Annotated in this window: 15 protein-coding genes; 4 read left to right on the top strand and 11 right to left on the bottom strand. The window is 61.6% G+C overall.

The window, feature by feature from the left end:
• The first annotated feature begins 30 nt into the window (after window positions 1-30).
• Window positions 31-696: a response regulator transcription factor gene (locus CFII64_RS05805; protein ID WP_020289842.1), complete on the top strand. Its 666-nt coding sequence runs from the start codon at window positions 31-33 to the stop codon at window positions 694-696.
• Between the two features lie 86 nt (window positions 697-782).
• On the opposite strand, the gene CFII64_RS05800 is transcribed toward CFII64_RS05805, so the two are convergent.
• Window positions 783-1112: a thioredoxin family protein gene (locus tag CFII64_RS05800; protein WP_020289841.1), complete on the bottom strand. Its 330-nt coding sequence runs from the start codon at window positions 1110-1112 to the stop codon at window positions 783-785.
• 230 nt (window positions 1113-1342) lie between these two features.
• Here CFII64_RS05800 and CFII64_RS05795 point away from each other — a divergent pair, with 230 nt between their 5' ends.
• From CFII64_RS05795 to CFII64_RS05785, 3 genes are read left to right on the top strand one after another with little or no spacing between them, the layout of a single operon-like run.
• The gene (locus CFII64_RS05795) at window positions 1343-2494 is read left to right on the top strand and encodes an HlyD family secretion protein (RefSeq protein WP_020289840.1); all 1152 of its coding nucleotides are present in this window, start codon (window positions 1343-1345) and stop codon (window positions 2492-2494) included.
• Window positions 2491-4083, top strand: coding sequence for a DHA2 family efflux MFS transporter permease subunit (locus CFII64_RS05790; protein ID WP_020289839.1), 1593 nt, complete (start codon window positions 2491-2493; stop codon window positions 4081-4083). The genes CFII64_RS05795 and CFII64_RS05790 overlap by 4 nt, the downstream gene beginning before the upstream one ends.
• A 12-nt stretch (window positions 4084-4095) precedes the next feature.
• Window positions 4096-5550 (top strand): efflux transporter outer membrane subunit, encoded by a 1455-nt coding sequence (locus CFII64_RS05785; protein WP_020289838.1) that lies wholly within the window; start codon window positions 4096-4098, stop codon window positions 5548-5550.
• A gap of 141 nt (window positions 5551-5691) precedes the next feature.
• On the opposite strand, the gene CFII64_RS05780 is transcribed toward CFII64_RS05785, so the two are convergent.
• The 10 genes from CFII64_RS05780 to phnG form a co-directional block, all read right to left on the bottom strand.
• Window positions 5692-6513 carry an alpha/beta fold hydrolase gene (locus tag CFII64_RS05780; protein WP_020289837.1) on the bottom strand — a complete coding sequence of 274 codons (822 nt, stop codon included), beginning with the start codon at window positions 6511-6513 and terminating at the stop codon, window positions 5692-5694.
• Between the two features lie 884 nt (window positions 6514-7397).
• Complete coding sequence (phnP, locus tag CFII64_RS05770; protein ID WP_020289836.1) at window positions 7398-8147, bottom strand: phosphonate metabolism protein PhnP; 750 nt, start codon at window positions 8145-8147, stop codon at window positions 7398-7400.
• Window positions 8138-8704, bottom strand: coding sequence for a phosphonate metabolism protein/1,5-bisphosphokinase (PRPP-forming) PhnN (gene phnN, locus CFII64_RS05765; protein ID WP_020289835.1), 567 nt, complete (start codon window positions 8702-8704; stop codon window positions 8138-8140). Before phnN ends, phnP begins: the two co-directional genes overlap by 10 nt.
• A complete protein-coding gene (locus CFII64_RS05760) occupies window positions 8704-9849 on the bottom strand; it encodes an alpha-D-ribose 1-methylphosphonate 5-triphosphate diphosphatase (protein ID WP_020289834.1) in 1146 nt (381 codons plus the stop codon). Before CFII64_RS05760 ends, phnN begins: the two co-directional genes overlap by 1 nt.
• Window positions 9843-10559: a phosphonate C-P lyase system protein PhnL gene (gene phnL / locus CFII64_RS05755; RefSeq protein WP_044901210.1), complete on the bottom strand. Its 717-nt coding sequence runs from the start codon at window positions 10557-10559 to the stop codon at window positions 9843-9845. Before phnL ends, CFII64_RS05760 begins: the two co-directional genes overlap by 7 nt.
• A 22-nt stretch (window positions 10560-10581) precedes the next feature.
• The gene (phnK, locus tag CFII64_RS05750) at window positions 10582-11400 is read right to left on the bottom strand and encodes a phosphonate C-P lyase system protein PhnK (protein ID WP_020289832.1); all 819 of its coding nucleotides are present in this window, start codon (window positions 11398-11400) and stop codon (window positions 10582-10584) included.
• Complete coding sequence (locus CFII64_RS05745; RefSeq protein WP_020289831.1) at window positions 11397-12281, bottom strand: alpha-D-ribose 1-methylphosphonate 5-phosphate C-P-lyase PhnJ; 885 nt, start codon at window positions 12279-12281, stop codon at window positions 11397-11399. Before CFII64_RS05745 ends, phnK begins: the two co-directional genes overlap by 4 nt.
• Window positions 12278-13354 carry a carbon-phosphorus lyase complex subunit PhnI gene (locus CFII64_RS05740; RefSeq protein ID WP_020289830.1) on the bottom strand — a complete coding sequence of 359 codons (1077 nt, stop codon included), beginning with the start codon at window positions 13352-13354 and terminating at the stop codon, window positions 12278-12280. The genes CFII64_RS05745 and CFII64_RS05740 overlap by 4 nt, the downstream gene beginning before the upstream one ends.
• A complete protein-coding gene (gene phnH, locus CFII64_RS05735; RefSeq protein WP_020289829.1) occupies window positions 13354-13950 on the bottom strand; it encodes a phosphonate C-P lyase system protein PhnH in 597 nt (198 codons plus the stop codon). Before phnH ends, CFII64_RS05740 begins: the two co-directional genes overlap by 1 nt.
• Window positions 13950-14405, bottom strand: a complete 456-nt coding sequence (gene phnG, locus CFII64_RS05730) for a phosphonate C-P lyase system protein PhnG (RefSeq protein ID WP_020289828.1) — start codon at window positions 14403-14405, stop codon at window positions 13950-13952. Before phnG ends, phnH begins: the two co-directional genes overlap by 1 nt.
• Window positions 14406-14418: the final 13 nt, after the last annotated feature.

The raw sequence follows: 14418 nt of genomic DNA, 5'->3' as shown, positions 1-14418 counted from the left end.
TCGATACCCTATAAAAACAAGGTGAATGGCATGTACAAAATTCTAATAGCCGACGATCACCCGCTGTTTCGCGAGGCCATCCACAACGTCATCACTGACGGTTTTCCCGGCAGCGAAGTGATGGAAACCGAGGACCTGGAAAGCGCCCTGGCCTTGACCCAACAGCATGACGATCTGGACCTCATCCTGCTGGACCTGAACATGCCCGGCATGCACGGCCTCAACGGCTTGATCAACCTGCGCAACGAAGCGCCGACCATCCCGGTGGTGATCGTTTCCGCCGAGCAGGACAAACAGATCGTGCTGCAGGCCATCACTTATGGCGCGGTGGGTTTCATCACCAAATCGTCGCCGCGACTGCAAATGACCCAAGCCATCGAGCAGATTCTCAACGGCAACGTTTATCTGCCTTCGGACATCATCCGCAGTCAGAAACCCGCCACTCGCCGGCATAACAGCGAAAACCGAAGCTTCCCGCCCGAACTGCTGCAAGCCTTGACCCGCAAGCAACTGCTGGTGCTGGAACGCATGACCAAGGGCGAGTCGAACAAACAGATCGCCTACACCCTGGAAATCGCCGAAACCACGGTCAAGGCCCACGTGTCAGCGATCCTGCGCAAGCTCAACGTCCACAACAGGGTGCAAGCCATTCTCAGTGCCGGCGACATCGATTTCGCTGCGTACCTGCGACGCTGATTTTACAAAGCGGGCGACCGACTTCGTATGCTCCTTGAGTAGCGATCAATGGCTTCCTTGGGAGGAAGCCCCGGTCACCTCGCTGTTCATCCCTGCCTCACCATCCCTTCGCACGCCTCTTCGATATCACTGGTTTGGGTGGGCCGCACCAGGCGGCTCAATTCCTCACCGTCACGCATGAATATCAGTGTCGGCCATAACTTGACGCGAAACGAGCGGCCCAGCGGTCGCCCGCTGCCGTCCTCGATTTTCAGATGCCGCACGCTGGGGTAATCGCGCATGACCTCGCTGATCAGCGGCTGCGCAGCTTTGCAGTAACCGCACCAATCGGTGCCGAACTCGATCAGCGTCGCGCCCTGCAAGGTGTCTACCTCGGCGCGTGTCGGTGCGGTGGTGGCGTATGGCTGGCTGCTCATGGACTGTCTCCGAAGGTGGGAATGCTCGGCTTTCGGTGGTCAATGTGACATGTGAACGGCGCCATGGGCAGAGGGTTCCGTAGCCGTGTTCAGATTGTTGTACGCACTTTTATCCTTGCGCGATCGGAAATATGGACTTACATTACGATCATAATATTACGATCGTAATCCATAAATCCCCATCGCTGGCCAAGGCTGCGATGCACATCGGACTTGCACAGGTAACGTTGATGAACAGCTCACTTCAGGCCGATATAACAACCACCGCCGCTGCCCCATCGCGCAACAAGTCGCCTTTGCTCAAACGCCTGTTGCTGCTGTTGGTGATCGCCGCCGCGCTGGTGGCCGCAGTGCTGTTTGGCCTGCATTGGTGGACGGTCGGTCGCTTCATCGAATCCACGGACGATGCTTATATCGGTGGCGACGTCACGGTGATCAGCCCCAAGGTGCCGGGCTATATCAGCGAGCTGAAAGTGGTCGACAATCAGTTCGTCCACGCCGGTGACTTGCTGGTAAAGATCGACGACCGCGATTACCAGGCCGCGCTGCACAAAGCCGAAGGCGCTGTCGCCGCCCAACAGGCGCTGCTGGCCAATCTGGATGCCACCGAAGAACTGCAACACGCGGTGATCGGCCAGGCCAAGGCCGGTATCGATGCCGCCAACGCCGAAACCGTGCGCTCGCGGGACGATCATGCACGTTATAAAGAGTTGGTCAGCCGCTCCGCCGTTTCGGTAGAAAGTGCCCAGCGTGCCGATGCGACGTTCAAGACCGCCCAGGCCAATGGTGCCAGGGCCCAGGCTTCGTTGCTCGCCACGCAACGCCAACTCAACGTGATTGCCAGCCAGAAACAGCAGGCCCGCGCCGCGCTGATGCAAGCCGTGGCCGAGCGGGAGATGGCGCAGCTCAACGTCGGCTACACCGAATTACGTGCGCCCGTGGATGGCGTGATTGGCAACCGGCGGGCACGGCTCGGTGCTTATGCCGCCGCCGGAAGCCAGCTGCTTTCCGTGGTGCCCGCCAGCGGCTTGTGGGTCGACGCGAACTTCAAGGAAGACCAGTTGGCGCACATGCTGCCCGGCCAACCGGTGACCATTCGCGCCGACGTGCTGCCGGGTCGCGAGTTTCACGGGCATCTGGACAGCCTGGCCCCGGCGACCGGCGCACAATTCAGCGTGTTGCCGCCGGAAAACGCCACCGGCAACTTCACTAAAATCGTGCAGCGGGTGCCGGTTCGGGTGTTGCTGGATCAGAACGACAGCACGCTGGGCAGTCTGCGACCGGGTCTTTCGGTGACCGCGCAGGTCGACACTAACGCCAACGTTAGCGTTCAGACTCCATCCGCACCGGTTGCTGCGACGAATGTGAGCCGTGCGCCATGAGTACGCCAGCTGCCGCCGTTGCCCAGCCGTTCGACGCGGCATCGATGCCCACCGCGCAAAAAGTCTTCGCCTTCGCCACCATGTGCGTGGGCATGTTCATCGCCCTGCTGGACATCCAGATTGTCTCCGCTTCGTTACGTGATATCGGCGGCGGGTTGTCGGCCGGCGCCGATGAAACCGCGTGGGTGCAGACCAGTTACCTGATTGCCGAAATCGTCGTCATCCCGCTGTCCGGCTGGCTGTCCCGGGTGATGTCGACCCGCTGGTTGTTCTGCGCGTCGGCGGTAGGCTTCACCCTCGCCAGCCTGCTGTGCGGTCTGGCGTGGAATATCCAGAGCATGATCGCCTTTCGCGCCCTGCAAGGTTTTCTCGGCGGCTCGATGATCCCATTGGTATTCACCTCGGCGTTCATGTTCTTCACCGGCAAACAGAAAGTCATTGCTGCTTCGACCATCGGCGCCATCGCCTCCCTGGCACCGACGTTGGGCCCGGTGATTGGCGGCTGGATCACCGATGTTTCGTCCTGGCACTGGCTGTTTTACATCAACTTGCTGCCGGGCATTTTTGTCGCGGTTGCCGTGCCGATGCTGGTGCGAATCGATAAACCGGACCTGTCCCTGCTCAAGGGCGCCGATTACGCGAGCATGCTGTTCATGGCGGTGTTCCTCGGCTGCCTGGAATACACCCTGGAAGAAGGACCGCGCTGGAACTGGTTCAGCGACAGCACGATTGTCGCCACGGCGTGGATTTCCGCCATCGCGGGGCTGGCGTTCGTCAGCCGCACGCTGATGGTGGCCAACCCCATCGTCGATTTGCGCGCGTTGAAGGATCGTAATTTCGCCTTGGGTTGCTTCTTCTCGTTCGTTACCGGCATCGGCCTGTTCGCGACGATTTACCTGACGCCGCTGTTCCTCGGCCGGGTCCGGGGCTACAGCGCGCTGGACATCGGCCTTGCGGTGTTTTCTACCGGCGTGTTTCAGGTGCTGTCGATCCCGCTGTATGCGTTTCTCGCCAATCGGGTCGACCTGCGCTGGATTCTCATGGCTGGACTGGCGCTGTTCGCCGTGTCGATGTGGGACTTCTCGCCGATCACCCACGACTGGGGCGGCAAGGAGTTAATGCTGCCCCAGGCCTTGCGCGGCATCGCCCAACAATTGGCCGTGCCTCCGGCGGTGACCCTGACCCTGGGCGGGCTGGCCATGGCGCGGCTCAAGCAAGCCTCGGGTCTGTTCAACCTGATGCGCAACCTGGGCGGCGCGATTGGCATTGCTGCCTGCGCGACGATTCTCAACGACCGCACCAATCTGCATTTCACGCGTATGGCCGAACATCTGAACAGCAGCAATGAAGCCATGAACCAATGGCTGAACCAGGTGAGTGGCAATCTGACCAGCCTTAGCCAGAGCGGCAACGACGGCATGACTGGCGCGCTGCATCAACTGTGGTTGCTGACATTGCGTGAAGCCCAGACCCAAACCTACGCCGACGCGTTTCTGGCGATCATGGTCTGTTTCATCATCGCCACCGCCATGGTCCCGTTGATGCGCAAAGTCGTCCCGCCCGCTGCGCCTTCCGCCGACGCTCACTGAGAAACCCACGCCATGAAGACCCTGAATAACACCCGCACTTTCGCCTTGAGCCTGCTGATGGTGGCGTTGGTCGGCTGCGCAGTGGGCCCGGATTACCAGACGCCCGCGCCTATCATCGGTGGCCAGTTCAGCCAGCAAACGTTGCTCGACCAGCGGATTGGCGAAACGCCGGCGCCAGCGTTGGACACTTGGTGGAACGGTTTCGCCGACCCGCAACTGAACCGGATCATCGAGCGTGTGCTGAAGCAGAATCTCGACTTGCAGGCCTCCATGGCGCGGGTCGAACAGGCCCGGGCCGCTGCTCGTGAAGCCGGGGCCGAGCGCCTGCCCGAGGGCAATCTCGACGCCCGCGCGGTGCGTCAGCGCCAGTCCCAGGAAAGCGCGCTGGGCAAGATCGGCAGCACCTTTCCCGGCTACGAACGCAATCAGACCATTGAAACCATCGGTGCTGGCGCCAGCTGGGAGGTCGATCTGGCCGGTGGCTTGAAGCGTGGCGAACAAGCCGCCAGCGCCGAAGCCCAGGCAGCCGAAGCCAATCACACCGGCGTGCGGATTTCCGTGGCGGCCGAGGCTGCCGATGCCTACTTCCGGGTGCGCGGCGCGCAGCAACGCATTGCCTTGGCCGAGGATCAGGTACAGACCGAAGCGGCGCTGCTGGCACTGGTCAATGATCGTTTCGGCAGCGGCCTGTCGACCCATCGCGAACAGGCCCAGGCTCAGGCGCTGGTCTTGCAGGCCCGCGCTACCTTGCCGCCATTGCGCACGGAACTGGCGTTGCAGCTCAACCGACTCGATGTGCTGATGGGCACGCAACCCGGCACCTACACCAGAGAGTTGCTGACCAGCTCGCAAAACTACAAAGTGCCGACGATCAGCAACACCGACGGCCCTGCCAGCCTGCTGCGCCGGCGTCCCGACGTGATGGCAGCCGAACGCCGCCTGGCTGCGTCCAGCGCACGCATCGGCGCGGCCATTGCCGAGTATTACCCGAAGGTCTCGCTGGCCGGTTTACTGGGTTTTGAAAGTCTGCACAGCGGCTCATTGATTGGCGCTTCAGCGTTTCAACCCCAGGCCATCGCCGGCCTGCACTGGCGGCTGTTCGATTTCGGTCGGGTAGATGCGGAAGTCGCCCAGGCCAAGGGCGCCAACGCCGAAGCCCTGGCGCACTACCGACAGTCAATGCTGCGCGCCACCGAGGATGTAGAAAACGCCATTGTGACCCTGACTGAACTGGAGTCCCAACATCGGGAAGTGGAACAGGAAGTTGCCGCCCACAAAGTCGCCCGCGATGCCGCACAGGACGCTTATAAAGGTGGGGCGATCAGTCTGGTGGAAGTGCTGGATGAAGATCGGCTGCTGCTGACCTCGCGGGATCAATTGGCGCAACTGCACGCCAACGACGCCCGGGCCGCGGCGGCGGCTGGCCGCAGCCTGCCAGCCGCCGTGGTGCACACGGTGGGAGCGTGACTCAAATAAATGAATAGCTGTAGGAGGGGACGTGTCCCCGAATACGTCAGCTCAGGCGACGCCAAATGTTCGGATTCTCTCGTCGCATGGGCAATTGCATTCGGGGACAAGTCCCCTCCTACCGGATTTCCATTCGATGCTTCAGCCTTTGATAAACGCCAACAACGCCTGGTTGACCTCATCGGCCAACGTGGTGCACATGCCGTGGGGTGCGCCGGGGATGATTTTCAGGGTCGAGCCCTTGACCAATTCCGCGCTGCGCATTGCCGAGGCCTTGATGGGTACGATCTGGTCATCGTCACCGTGCAGAATCAGCGTCGGAATATCGATTTTCTGCAGGTCTTCGGTGAAGTCGGTTTCCGAAAAAGCCTTGATGCAGTCCAGTTCGCCTTTGATCGAACCGAGCATGCCCATGAACCAGAACGCGTCGATGGTGCCCTGCTCGACTTTGGCGCCATCGCGGTTGAAGCCGAAGAACGGCACGGCCAGGTCCTTGAAGAACTGCGAACGGTTGTTGAGCGTGCCAGCACGAATGCCATCGAATACATCAATCGGCAAGCCTTCCGGATTCGCCTCGGTCTTGAGCATCAACGGCGGCACAGCGCCGATCAGCACGGCTTTGGCAACCCGGGAAGTACCGTGACGCCCGAGGTAACGCGCCACTTCACCGCCGCCGGTGGAGTGACCGATCATGATCGCGTCTTTCAGGTCCAGCGCTTCGAACAGCTCGGCCAGGTCGTCGGCGTAGGTGTTCATCTCGTTGCCTTCCCACGACTGACCCGAACGGCCATGACCGCGACGGTCGTGAGCAATCACGCGATACCCCTGCGCGCCGAGGAAAACCATCTGCGCATCCCACGCATCGGCATCCAGCGGCCAGCCGTGAGAGAACACGATGGGCTGGCCGGTGCCCCAATCCTTGTAAAAAATCTCGGTGCCATCTTTGACTTTCAACAGGCTCATTGGATATTCCTCAGGTGATGAAGCGATGGGAGATGCCAGGACGTGAGGAAAGAGACTAGACGCGAATGCGGCGCGGACATTGAACATATGTGCGGTTTTTTGATGGGTGGTTGCCGGCCTGGCTCGCTCCCACAAGGGAAATGTGTACATATCCATTGCTTCGATAACGGCGGCTTTTGGTTGCGCCCTTACGGCGCCTCACTTTTGAACAGCCCAAAAGTAAGCAAAAGGCTCTTGCCCACCACTTGGTGCCTCGCTTTGGCTCGGCATGCCCGAACTCCGACATTGATCTGGGGGGCCGCCGCAAAGGGCCATCCCTGGCCCAGTGCGGCTAAACCGGCGTCCTGCCGGTTTACCCTCCAAATCAACATCGGATTTCGGCCAGCGTGATTTGACGGGGCGCTTGAGATCAAGATCAAAAACAAAGCCAAAGCGGCGTTGAATCTGTGTGGACCGTATCTCAACTGTAGGAGCGAATTTATTCGCGAGGCGTAAGTGTCAGCTACACAATCATCGTTGCCGGCTATCGCTAGCAAAACCAGCGCATACCGCGCGGTAAGTTCGCAAAACAGGTCGGCTTTCAGGCCGCCTCGCTTTTGATCTTGGGCGCCCCGTTAAACCACGCTGGCCGAATGAAGGCCTTGAGCCGTGGGCAACCCGGCAGGACGCCGGGTTAGCCGCACTGGGCCAGGGATGGTCCTTTGCGGCGGCCCACGGTTCAAGGTCTTTGTTCGGGTACACCGAGCCAAAGCGAGGTGCCGAGTGGTGGGGCAAGAGCGCTTTGGTTACTTTCGCGCTTTTCGAAAGTGACCCGCCGTAAGGGCGGAACCCTAAGTAGCCATTACCGCAGCAACGGATATCCCCCCAATCTGACCCTGTATAGATCAGACCTGCATCCCATCCCGCCCCACAACCACGCCCTCCGGCAATTCACTCTCATGCTCAATCAACCACCCATCCAGCGTATGCCCGACATGGGTCAGCACCGCCTTGGCGGGTTGCAGGCGATTGATGATGTCCAACGCCAGGTTCAGGTCGTTGTGGTTACGTGGGGCCTGCGGTTGCGGCGGCATCGAGCAGTCGAGGATCAACGCATCAAGTGGTTCCCGTTGCAGATAAGCGAAAGTCGCTTCGGGCAAGCCGACGGTATCGGTGAGGTATGCAACGCGTCGCCCTTGCCCTTGCAACAGGTAACCGAGCGTTGGTTTGGAATGAACCAAAGGTAACGCTGTCACGCTCAAGGCACCGAGCTGACGGGTTTCAAATTCAATGAAAGGCTGGCTGAAATCCAGAATGCCCGGATGTTTGTACAGATCGGACAAGCCTTCCGGGTCGACCGGGCCATGTACCGGAATGACCAAACCCTGGCCCCAGCGCAAGTGCAGTAGGCCCTGCGCATGATCGGCGTGGTAATGAGTTTGCAGAATGCCGCTCAGGCTGCGCGGCGGGAATCGCTCGGTGAGGTCGGTCAGGCCGCTGTCGATCAACCAGCGCTGATCGCCGCATTCGATCAGCGCGCTGCACGGCAGCCGCCGAAAACGCTGATCGACCAGTGCCAACTCACAGGCCGCGCATTGGCAGCCGTAAACCGGCACTTGCCGGGCGTCACCGGTGCCCAGCAAGGTCAGGCGCATGCGTGCTCGCGGGCGATGCGCTGGATCAACTGTTCGACGCTGTGTGCCAGCGCTCCAGAGTTATCGAGGACGAAAACCCCTGGAGCCGAGGCTTGCACGTCGCCAGCAAATTCGGCGTTGCGCTGCAAGCGCGCGTCGATTTCAGCCACTGACTCCCTGCCCCGTGCCAGCAAACGCTGACGCAAAGCCTGTTCGCTGACGGTCAGCAGCACGGCGAGCAAATCGGGATAACGCTGGCGCGCCTGAGGCAGATAGCCCCGGGAACCGTTGATCAGCACATCAAAGCCTTGCGCCAGCCATTGGTCGATCTCTTTGGGAATGCCGTAATGCAAGCCATTGGCCTGCCAGCTCAAGGCGAACTCGCCCTGCGCCTGCATTGCCGTAAATTGCTCGACACTGACCGCTTGCGCCGCCTCGCCGACGGCTTCCGCCGAACGGGTGATGACCCGGCGCACGATTCGACAGCCGCGCCGTGCCAGCTCATCGCGTGCCGCATCCAGCAGGCTGTCTTTGCCCGAACCGGACGGTCCGATGAGATAGATCAACCTGCCTGCCATCAATACACCCTCTTGCCTTGTCGCCATACGTGTTGAATCACCGGCAGCGCGCCCTGGGTCCGGACATGAACCAGGTCAGCGCGCAGACCGATACGAATTTCGCCACGATCAGCCAGACCCGCCGCAATCGCCGGTGCTCTGCTGACCATGCTCACCGCCTGGGGCAGCGAGCAATTCTGCGCCTGGTCGGCCAGCGCGAACGCGGCCTGCAACAGGCTGGCCGGATAGTAGTCGCTGGAGAGAATATCCAGTAGCCCTGATTTGGCCAGACCCGCCGCCGCGACGTTGCCCGAGTGCGAACCGCCGCGTACCACATTCGGCGCGCCCATCAACACACTCATGCCCAACCGCCGACAGCCCTCGGCCGCTTCCAGCGTAGTGGGAAACTCGGCAATGGTCATCCCGTAACTGGCCGACTCCTCGACATGGGCCAATGTGGCGTCGTCGTGACTGGCCACCGACAAACCCCGCGCCAGGCAATCCTCGACGATGGCGCGCCGATAGCTGTCGCTGTATTTGCGGGAATTGGCGACCTGTTCGACGATGAATTCATCCATCTGCGCCGTGGTCAGGTGGTATTTGCCCATGTAGTACTCGCGGTATTTGGACTCCAGGGCAAACTGACGCTGGCCCGGCGAATGGTCCATCACCGACACCAGCTGGACCAGCGGCTGCTCCACCAGATCGCGGAACACGCTCAAGGTGTCCGGATGGCAGACCTCGCAGCGCAGGTGCAGACGGTGCTCGGCGCGGGTCAGCCCGGCAGCATTGGCCGCCGCGATGGCTTCGAGCATGGCCGGCAGTTGCTGCATGCGCTTGCCCTTGGGGTTCACGTCGCCAATGGACAGCGCGTCAAACACGGTGGTGATGCCGGACGAGATGATCTGCGCATCGTGACTGAGCACCGCCGATGCCGACGGCCAGTCCACGCCGGGGCGCGGCGACAAGTGTTTTTCCAGGTTATCGGTATGCAGCTCAACAAGGCCCGGCAGCAAATAGTCGCCCTGCAGGTCTTGCGCCTGGGGCAGTCTGCTGCGCCCTTCGCTGACTTCGGCAATCAGGCCGTTGCGCAACACCACCGTGCCGTGGAATACCTGTTCGGCGCCGACTACCTGAGCGTTGGTGAGAATCTGTTCGGTCAGCATTGCAGCAACTCCTTAGCCGTGAGTTCCAGCGGGGTCATGTTCAAATGGCGGTCAGCCACCGCTTCGCGGGCGGTACGGTCGTGGAAGATACCGATCAGTGCGGCTCCGGCCTGCTTGGCTTCATTGATCAGTTGCAGCACTACCTGGCCATTGGTGTCATCCAGCGAAGCCGTGGGTTCGTCCAGCAGCATCACTGGCCAGGGCACCATGAAACCCCGGGCGATATTGATCCGTTGCTGCTCGCCGCCGGAGAACGTCCCCGGTGCCAGTTGCCACAAGCGCTGGGGAATATTCAGGCGAGTCAGCAGCAGTTCGGCCCGGGCCTTGGCCTCGACTTTGCTCCAGCCGCGAGCGAGCGCCGGTTCCATCACCACATCCAGGGCGCAGACCCTCGGAATGACGCGCAGAAACTGGCTGACATAACCCAGGGTTTGCCGCCGCACCGCCAGCACTTGCCGGGGTTCAGCGCCCACCAGTTCCAGCGGTTGTCCTTCATGCTGCACGCGAATGCTACCGCCTGCCGGAAGATAATTGCCGTACAGCGTGCGCAACAAGGTGCTCTTGCCCGCGCCGGAATGCCCGTTGAGGACCAGGCATTCGCCGCCGCGCACCGAAAAATTCAGGCCGCGCAGCACGTTGAGCACCACGCCGTTTTGTTGATGCAGGGTGAAAGTCTTCGAGAGGTCGCGGACCTCGATCAGGGTATTCATCAGGCTCATCCCAAAAGTCGCTTCACGGTTGCAGCACCGAAGACACCAGCAGCTGCGAGTATGGATGCTGCGGGTCGTCGAGAATCTGGTCGGTCAGGCCGGTTTCGACGATCCGCGAACCACGCATCACGATCAGCCGATCCGCCAGCAGGCGCGCCACCGCCAGGTCGTGGGTGACAATCACCACCGCCAGATCCAGTTCCCGCACCAGGCCACGCAGCAGATCGAGCAGCCGTGCCTGCACCGACACATCGAGCCCGCCGGTGGGTTCATCCATGAAAATCAAACGCGGGCTGGAGACCAGATTGCGCGCGATCTGCAAGCGCTGCTGCATGCCGCCGGAGAACGTGCGTGGCAAGTCGTCGATGCGCAGCGGGTCGATTTCCACTTGGGTCAGCCAGTCGATGCCGGCGCCGCGCAGTTGCTGATAGTTGCGCATGCCCTGGGCCATCAGCCGCTCGCCGATATTGGCCCCGGCCGACACGCCCATGCGCAGGCCGTCACGCGGATTCTGCTCGACGAAGCCCCATTCGGTGCGCAGCAAAGTACGACGTTCAGCCTCGCTGGCGCTGTACAGGTCCAGCACATGGCCGTCCTTGCGCCGGTAATCGATGCCGCCACGATCCGGCGGACAACGGCCGCTGAGCAGCGACAACAACGTCGACTTGCCGGACCCGGACTCGCCGACAATGCCCAGCACTTCACCGGGATACAACTCGAAATTGATGTCCTGGCAGCCCTTCTCCGGGCCATACAGGCGGGTCAGGCCGCGAACCTTGAGCAGCGGCGATGCGGCGTCAGGGTTTGCCTGAAAGAGGGGTGCGGCTTGGGCGCTGTTCATTGGCCGGTCTCCTGCTGCAATACGCGCTGGGCGCAGTAATCGGTGTCGGAACAGACAAAACTTTGCGTGCCGGCATCGTCGAGGATCAGCTCGTCGAGGTAGGAATCATGGCTGCCGCATATCGCGCAGTTGTGCTCCCAGCTCTGGATCTGGAACGGGTGATCCTGGAAATCCAGGCTTTGCACGCGGGTGTATGGCGGCACCGCGTACAGGCGCTTCTCGCGACCGGCACCGAACAACATCAGGGCCGGACTCATGTCGAGCTTGGGATTATCGAATTTCGGGATCGGCGACGGGTCCATCACGTAACGCTCATCGACCATCACCGGGTACGCGTAGCTGGTGGCGATATGGCCGAAGGTGGCGATATCCTCGTAAAGTTTCACGTGCATCACGCCGTAATCATTGAGGGCATGCATGGTTCGGGTTTCGGTTTCCGAAGGTTCGATAAAGCGCAGCGGCTCAGGGATCGGCACCTGATAGACCAGAATCTGGTCGGCATGCAACGGGGTTTCCGGAATGCGGTGGCGGGTCTGAATGACGGTCGCTTCCGGCGTGCGCTCGGTGGTGGCGATGCCTGCCGTGCGCCCGAAAAAGCGCCGGATCGACACTGCGTTGGTGGTGTCGTCGGCGCCCTGATCGATAACCTTGAGCACGTCTTCAGCGCCGAGAATCGCTGCCGTCAACTGCATGCCGCCGGTGCCCCAGCCATAAGGCAACGGCATCTCGCGGCCACCGAACGGCACTTGATAGCCGGGAATCGCCACGGCCTTGAGCAAGGCACGACGGATCATGCGTTTGGTCTGCTCGTCGAGGTAAGCGAAGTTATAGGCTTGGTCGCGCTCCGGCCGGGCCGGTCGGGATGTCTGGTAGGCATTCATGCTTGCGGCTCCTTGCGCGCCGGTGCGCGCAGCTTGCGGATCAGCTCCAGTTCGGACTGGAAATCCACGTAGTGCGGCAGTTTCAGGTGGGAGACAAAACCGGCGGCCTCGACGTTGTCGCAGTGGGCCAGGACAAATTCTTCCTGCTGCGCTGGTGACTGGATCTCTTCATTGAACTCCTCGGCACGCAGCGAGCGATCCACCAGCGCCATGGCCATGGCCTTGCGCTCGGCGTGACCGAACGCCAAGCCATAGCCGCGAGTGAACTGCGGCTGTTCAGTGCCTGAACCTACGAACTGATTGATCATTTCGCATTCGGTGACTTCCAATGTGCCAATCGAGATAGGGAACCCCAGTTCTTCGGGCTCGATCCACACCTCGACTTCGCCGATACGAATTTCCCCGGCGAACGGGTGATTGCGGCCGTAACCGCGCTGGGTCGAATAACTCAGCGCCAACAGAAAGCCCTCGTCGCCACGGGCCAGCGCCTGCAAGCGCTGGGCGCGGGTCGCCGGGTATTCCAGCGGCTCGCGGGTGATGTCGGCGACCGCTTCGCCGTCATCCGCTTCGTTCTTGATCAATCCTTCTTTGGCGAGCAGACCCAACACGCGCGGGCAAGGGTCAAGCGCCGCGCCCTCCTGCACCTGCGGCCCGGCAAACTCGCCTTCGGCCAGCAGGCTGAAATCCAGCAGGCGATGGGTGTAATCGAAAGTCGGCCCGAGCAGTTGCCCGCCCGGCAGGTCCTTGAACGTCGCGGACAGGCGACGATTGAGCTGCATGTTTGACGTGTCGATGGGCAAACTGGCGCAGAAGCGCGGCAGCGTGGTGCGATAGGCCCGCAGCAGGAAGATCGCTTCGATCATGTCCCCCGCCGCTTGCTTGATCGCCAGCGCCGCCAGTTGCTCGTCATACAGCGAGCCTTCAGTCATGACCCGCGCCACGGCCAGCGGCAATTGCTGGCGGATCTGCTCGACGCTGAGTTCGGTGATAGAAGTGTCGCCCCGGCGTTTTTTCGCCAGCAGCTTGTGAGCGTTGTCGATGGCCTGCTCGCCACCCTTGACCGCGACGTACATCAGGCACGCTCCTGCACGCGAGTGCTGCGTGGCAAACCGAGCAAGTCACTGCCCGCGAGGAAAAACACGTCCAGGCCACGGGGAAAATCGTTGTGGGTTTCCCGCTCCTGCCAGAACGAATCGCTGACCGGCAGCGCGACCCGGTTTTCGGTCTGGATACCCGGCCCGCGCCAGCTCAGCAGCGGCCCGCCGGACAGGCTCGGCAGCTGGATCAACAAGGTGCAGGACTGATCAGGATAACGGTCGTTGCCCAAGTCGAAGCCGTGCAGATCATGCAGCTGACTGTGATCGAGCAAAGCGAAGCGCGCGTTCTGGCGCTCGCTGACAATCGGGCAGCCGCAATGAAAAGTCAGGTTGGCGCGAATCACCGGCGTATCGAAGGCTGGCGCCAGCCATAACGGCGTGTCGATATCCAGCAGTGCCAGACACAGCGCATGACTGGCCGCCGCCAGACCTTGCAAGGCCGGTGGCTGTTGCGCCGCCTGCAAGGGATGAATCACGCCGGGACCGGCCAGCGCCTTGAGCGCCGCACGAAAACTGCGTTGCGCGTCGAGCACAGGATCGGCGAAAGCCGGTTGCAGAAGGGTTGCGCTCATCAGTCTTCTCCTCTGACCAGGGTAAAGAATTCCACCTTGCTGGCGGCGGTCTGTGCGTCTTGGTCGGCGCGGCGTGCGGCCTGAGTGCGGGCCAGCGGTTCGATCAGTTCGTCGAGCCAGTGCTGCTGTTGTGTGCCTTGCAGATGGGCGTCGGCCAGGGCGGCCAGTTCGGCGCGGGCCTTGTCGCGCCCGGCCAGATAACTGAAACCGGTGCGGCCATCCGCCAGGCGTACCACGCAGCGGGTCACGCTCATTTCCCCGACGTTGAACGGCGCGCCAGTGCCGCCCATGCGCCCACGCACCAGGGTCATGCCGATTTCCGGGGCGCGAATCAATTGGTATTCGGCGTCGCGCAAGGCCGATTCATGACGGTTCAAATCGTCGCCACTGGCGCGGGCAAGCAGCCCGATCCAGCGCTGGCGAGCGACGATGGCGGAGTCTTTTTCAGGGTTCATGTCTGGCGTCTCC

This window comes from Pseudomonas sp. CFII64 (genome assembly GCF_000416235.1).
GTDB lineage: Bacteria > Pseudomonadota > Gammaproteobacteria > Pseudomonadales > Pseudomonadaceae > Aquipseudomonas.
Note: the sequence above shows the minus strand (reverse complement) of the source record. Positions and strands in the feature narration are given on the sequence as shown.

Bases quoted from the DNA above. Each gene is read 5' to 3' on its own strand.
- phnK (WP_020289832.1), bottom strand. From the start codon at position 11,400: ATGAACAGCGCCCAAGCCGCACCCCTCTTTCAGGCAAACCCTGACGCC.
- phnG (WP_020289828.1), bottom strand. From the start codon at position 14,405: ATGAACCCTGAAAAAGACTCCGCCATCGTCGCTCGCCAGCGCTGGATC.
- phnP (WP_020289836.1), bottom strand. From the start codon at position 8,147: ATGCGCCTGACCTTGCTGGGCACCGGTGACGCCCGGCAAGTGCCGGTT.
- phnH (WP_020289829.1), bottom strand. From the start codon at position 13,950: ATGAGCGCAACCCTTCTGCAACCGGCTTTCGCCGATCCTGTGCTCGAC.
- CFII64_RS05785 (WP_020289838.1), top strand. From the start codon at position 4,096: ATGAAGACCCTGAATAACACCCGCACTTTCGCCTTGAGCCTGCTGATG.
- CFII64_RS05745 (WP_020289831.1), bottom strand. From the start codon at position 12,281: ATGAATGCCTACCAGACATCCCGACCGGCCCGGCCGGAGCGCGACCAA.
- CFII64_RS05780 (WP_020289837.1), bottom strand. From the start codon at position 6,513: ATGAGCCTGTTGAAAGTCAAAGATGGCACCGAGATTTTTTACAAGGAT.
- phnL (WP_044901210.1), bottom strand. From the start codon at position 10,559: ATGAATACCCTGATCGAGGTCCGCGACCTCTCGAAGACTTTCACCCTG.
- phnN (WP_020289835.1), bottom strand. From the start codon at position 8,704: ATGGCAGGCAGGTTGATCTATCTCATCGGACCGTCCGGTTCGGGCAAA.
- CFII64_RS05790 (WP_020289839.1), top strand. From the start codon at position 2,491: ATGAGTACGCCAGCTGCCGCCGTTGCCCAGCCGTTCGACGCGGCATCG.
- CFII64_RS05795 (WP_020289840.1), top strand. From the start codon at position 1,343: ATGAACAGCTCACTTCAGGCCGATATAACAACCACCGCCGCTGCCCCA.
- CFII64_RS05805 (WP_020289842.1), top strand. From the start codon at position 31: ATGTACAAAATTCTAATAGCCGACGATCACCCGCTGTTTCGCGAGGCC.
- CFII64_RS05800 (WP_020289841.1), bottom strand. From the start codon at position 1,112: ATGAGCAGCCAGCCATACGCCACCACCGCACCGACACGCGCCGAGGTA.
- CFII64_RS05760 (WP_020289834.1), bottom strand. From the start codon at position 9,849: ATGCTGACCGAACAGATTCTCACCAACGCTCAGGTAGTCGGCGCCGAA.
- CFII64_RS05740 (WP_020289830.1), bottom strand. From the start codon at position 13,354: ATGTACGTCGCGGTCAAGGGTGGCGAGCAGGCCATCGACAACGCTCAC.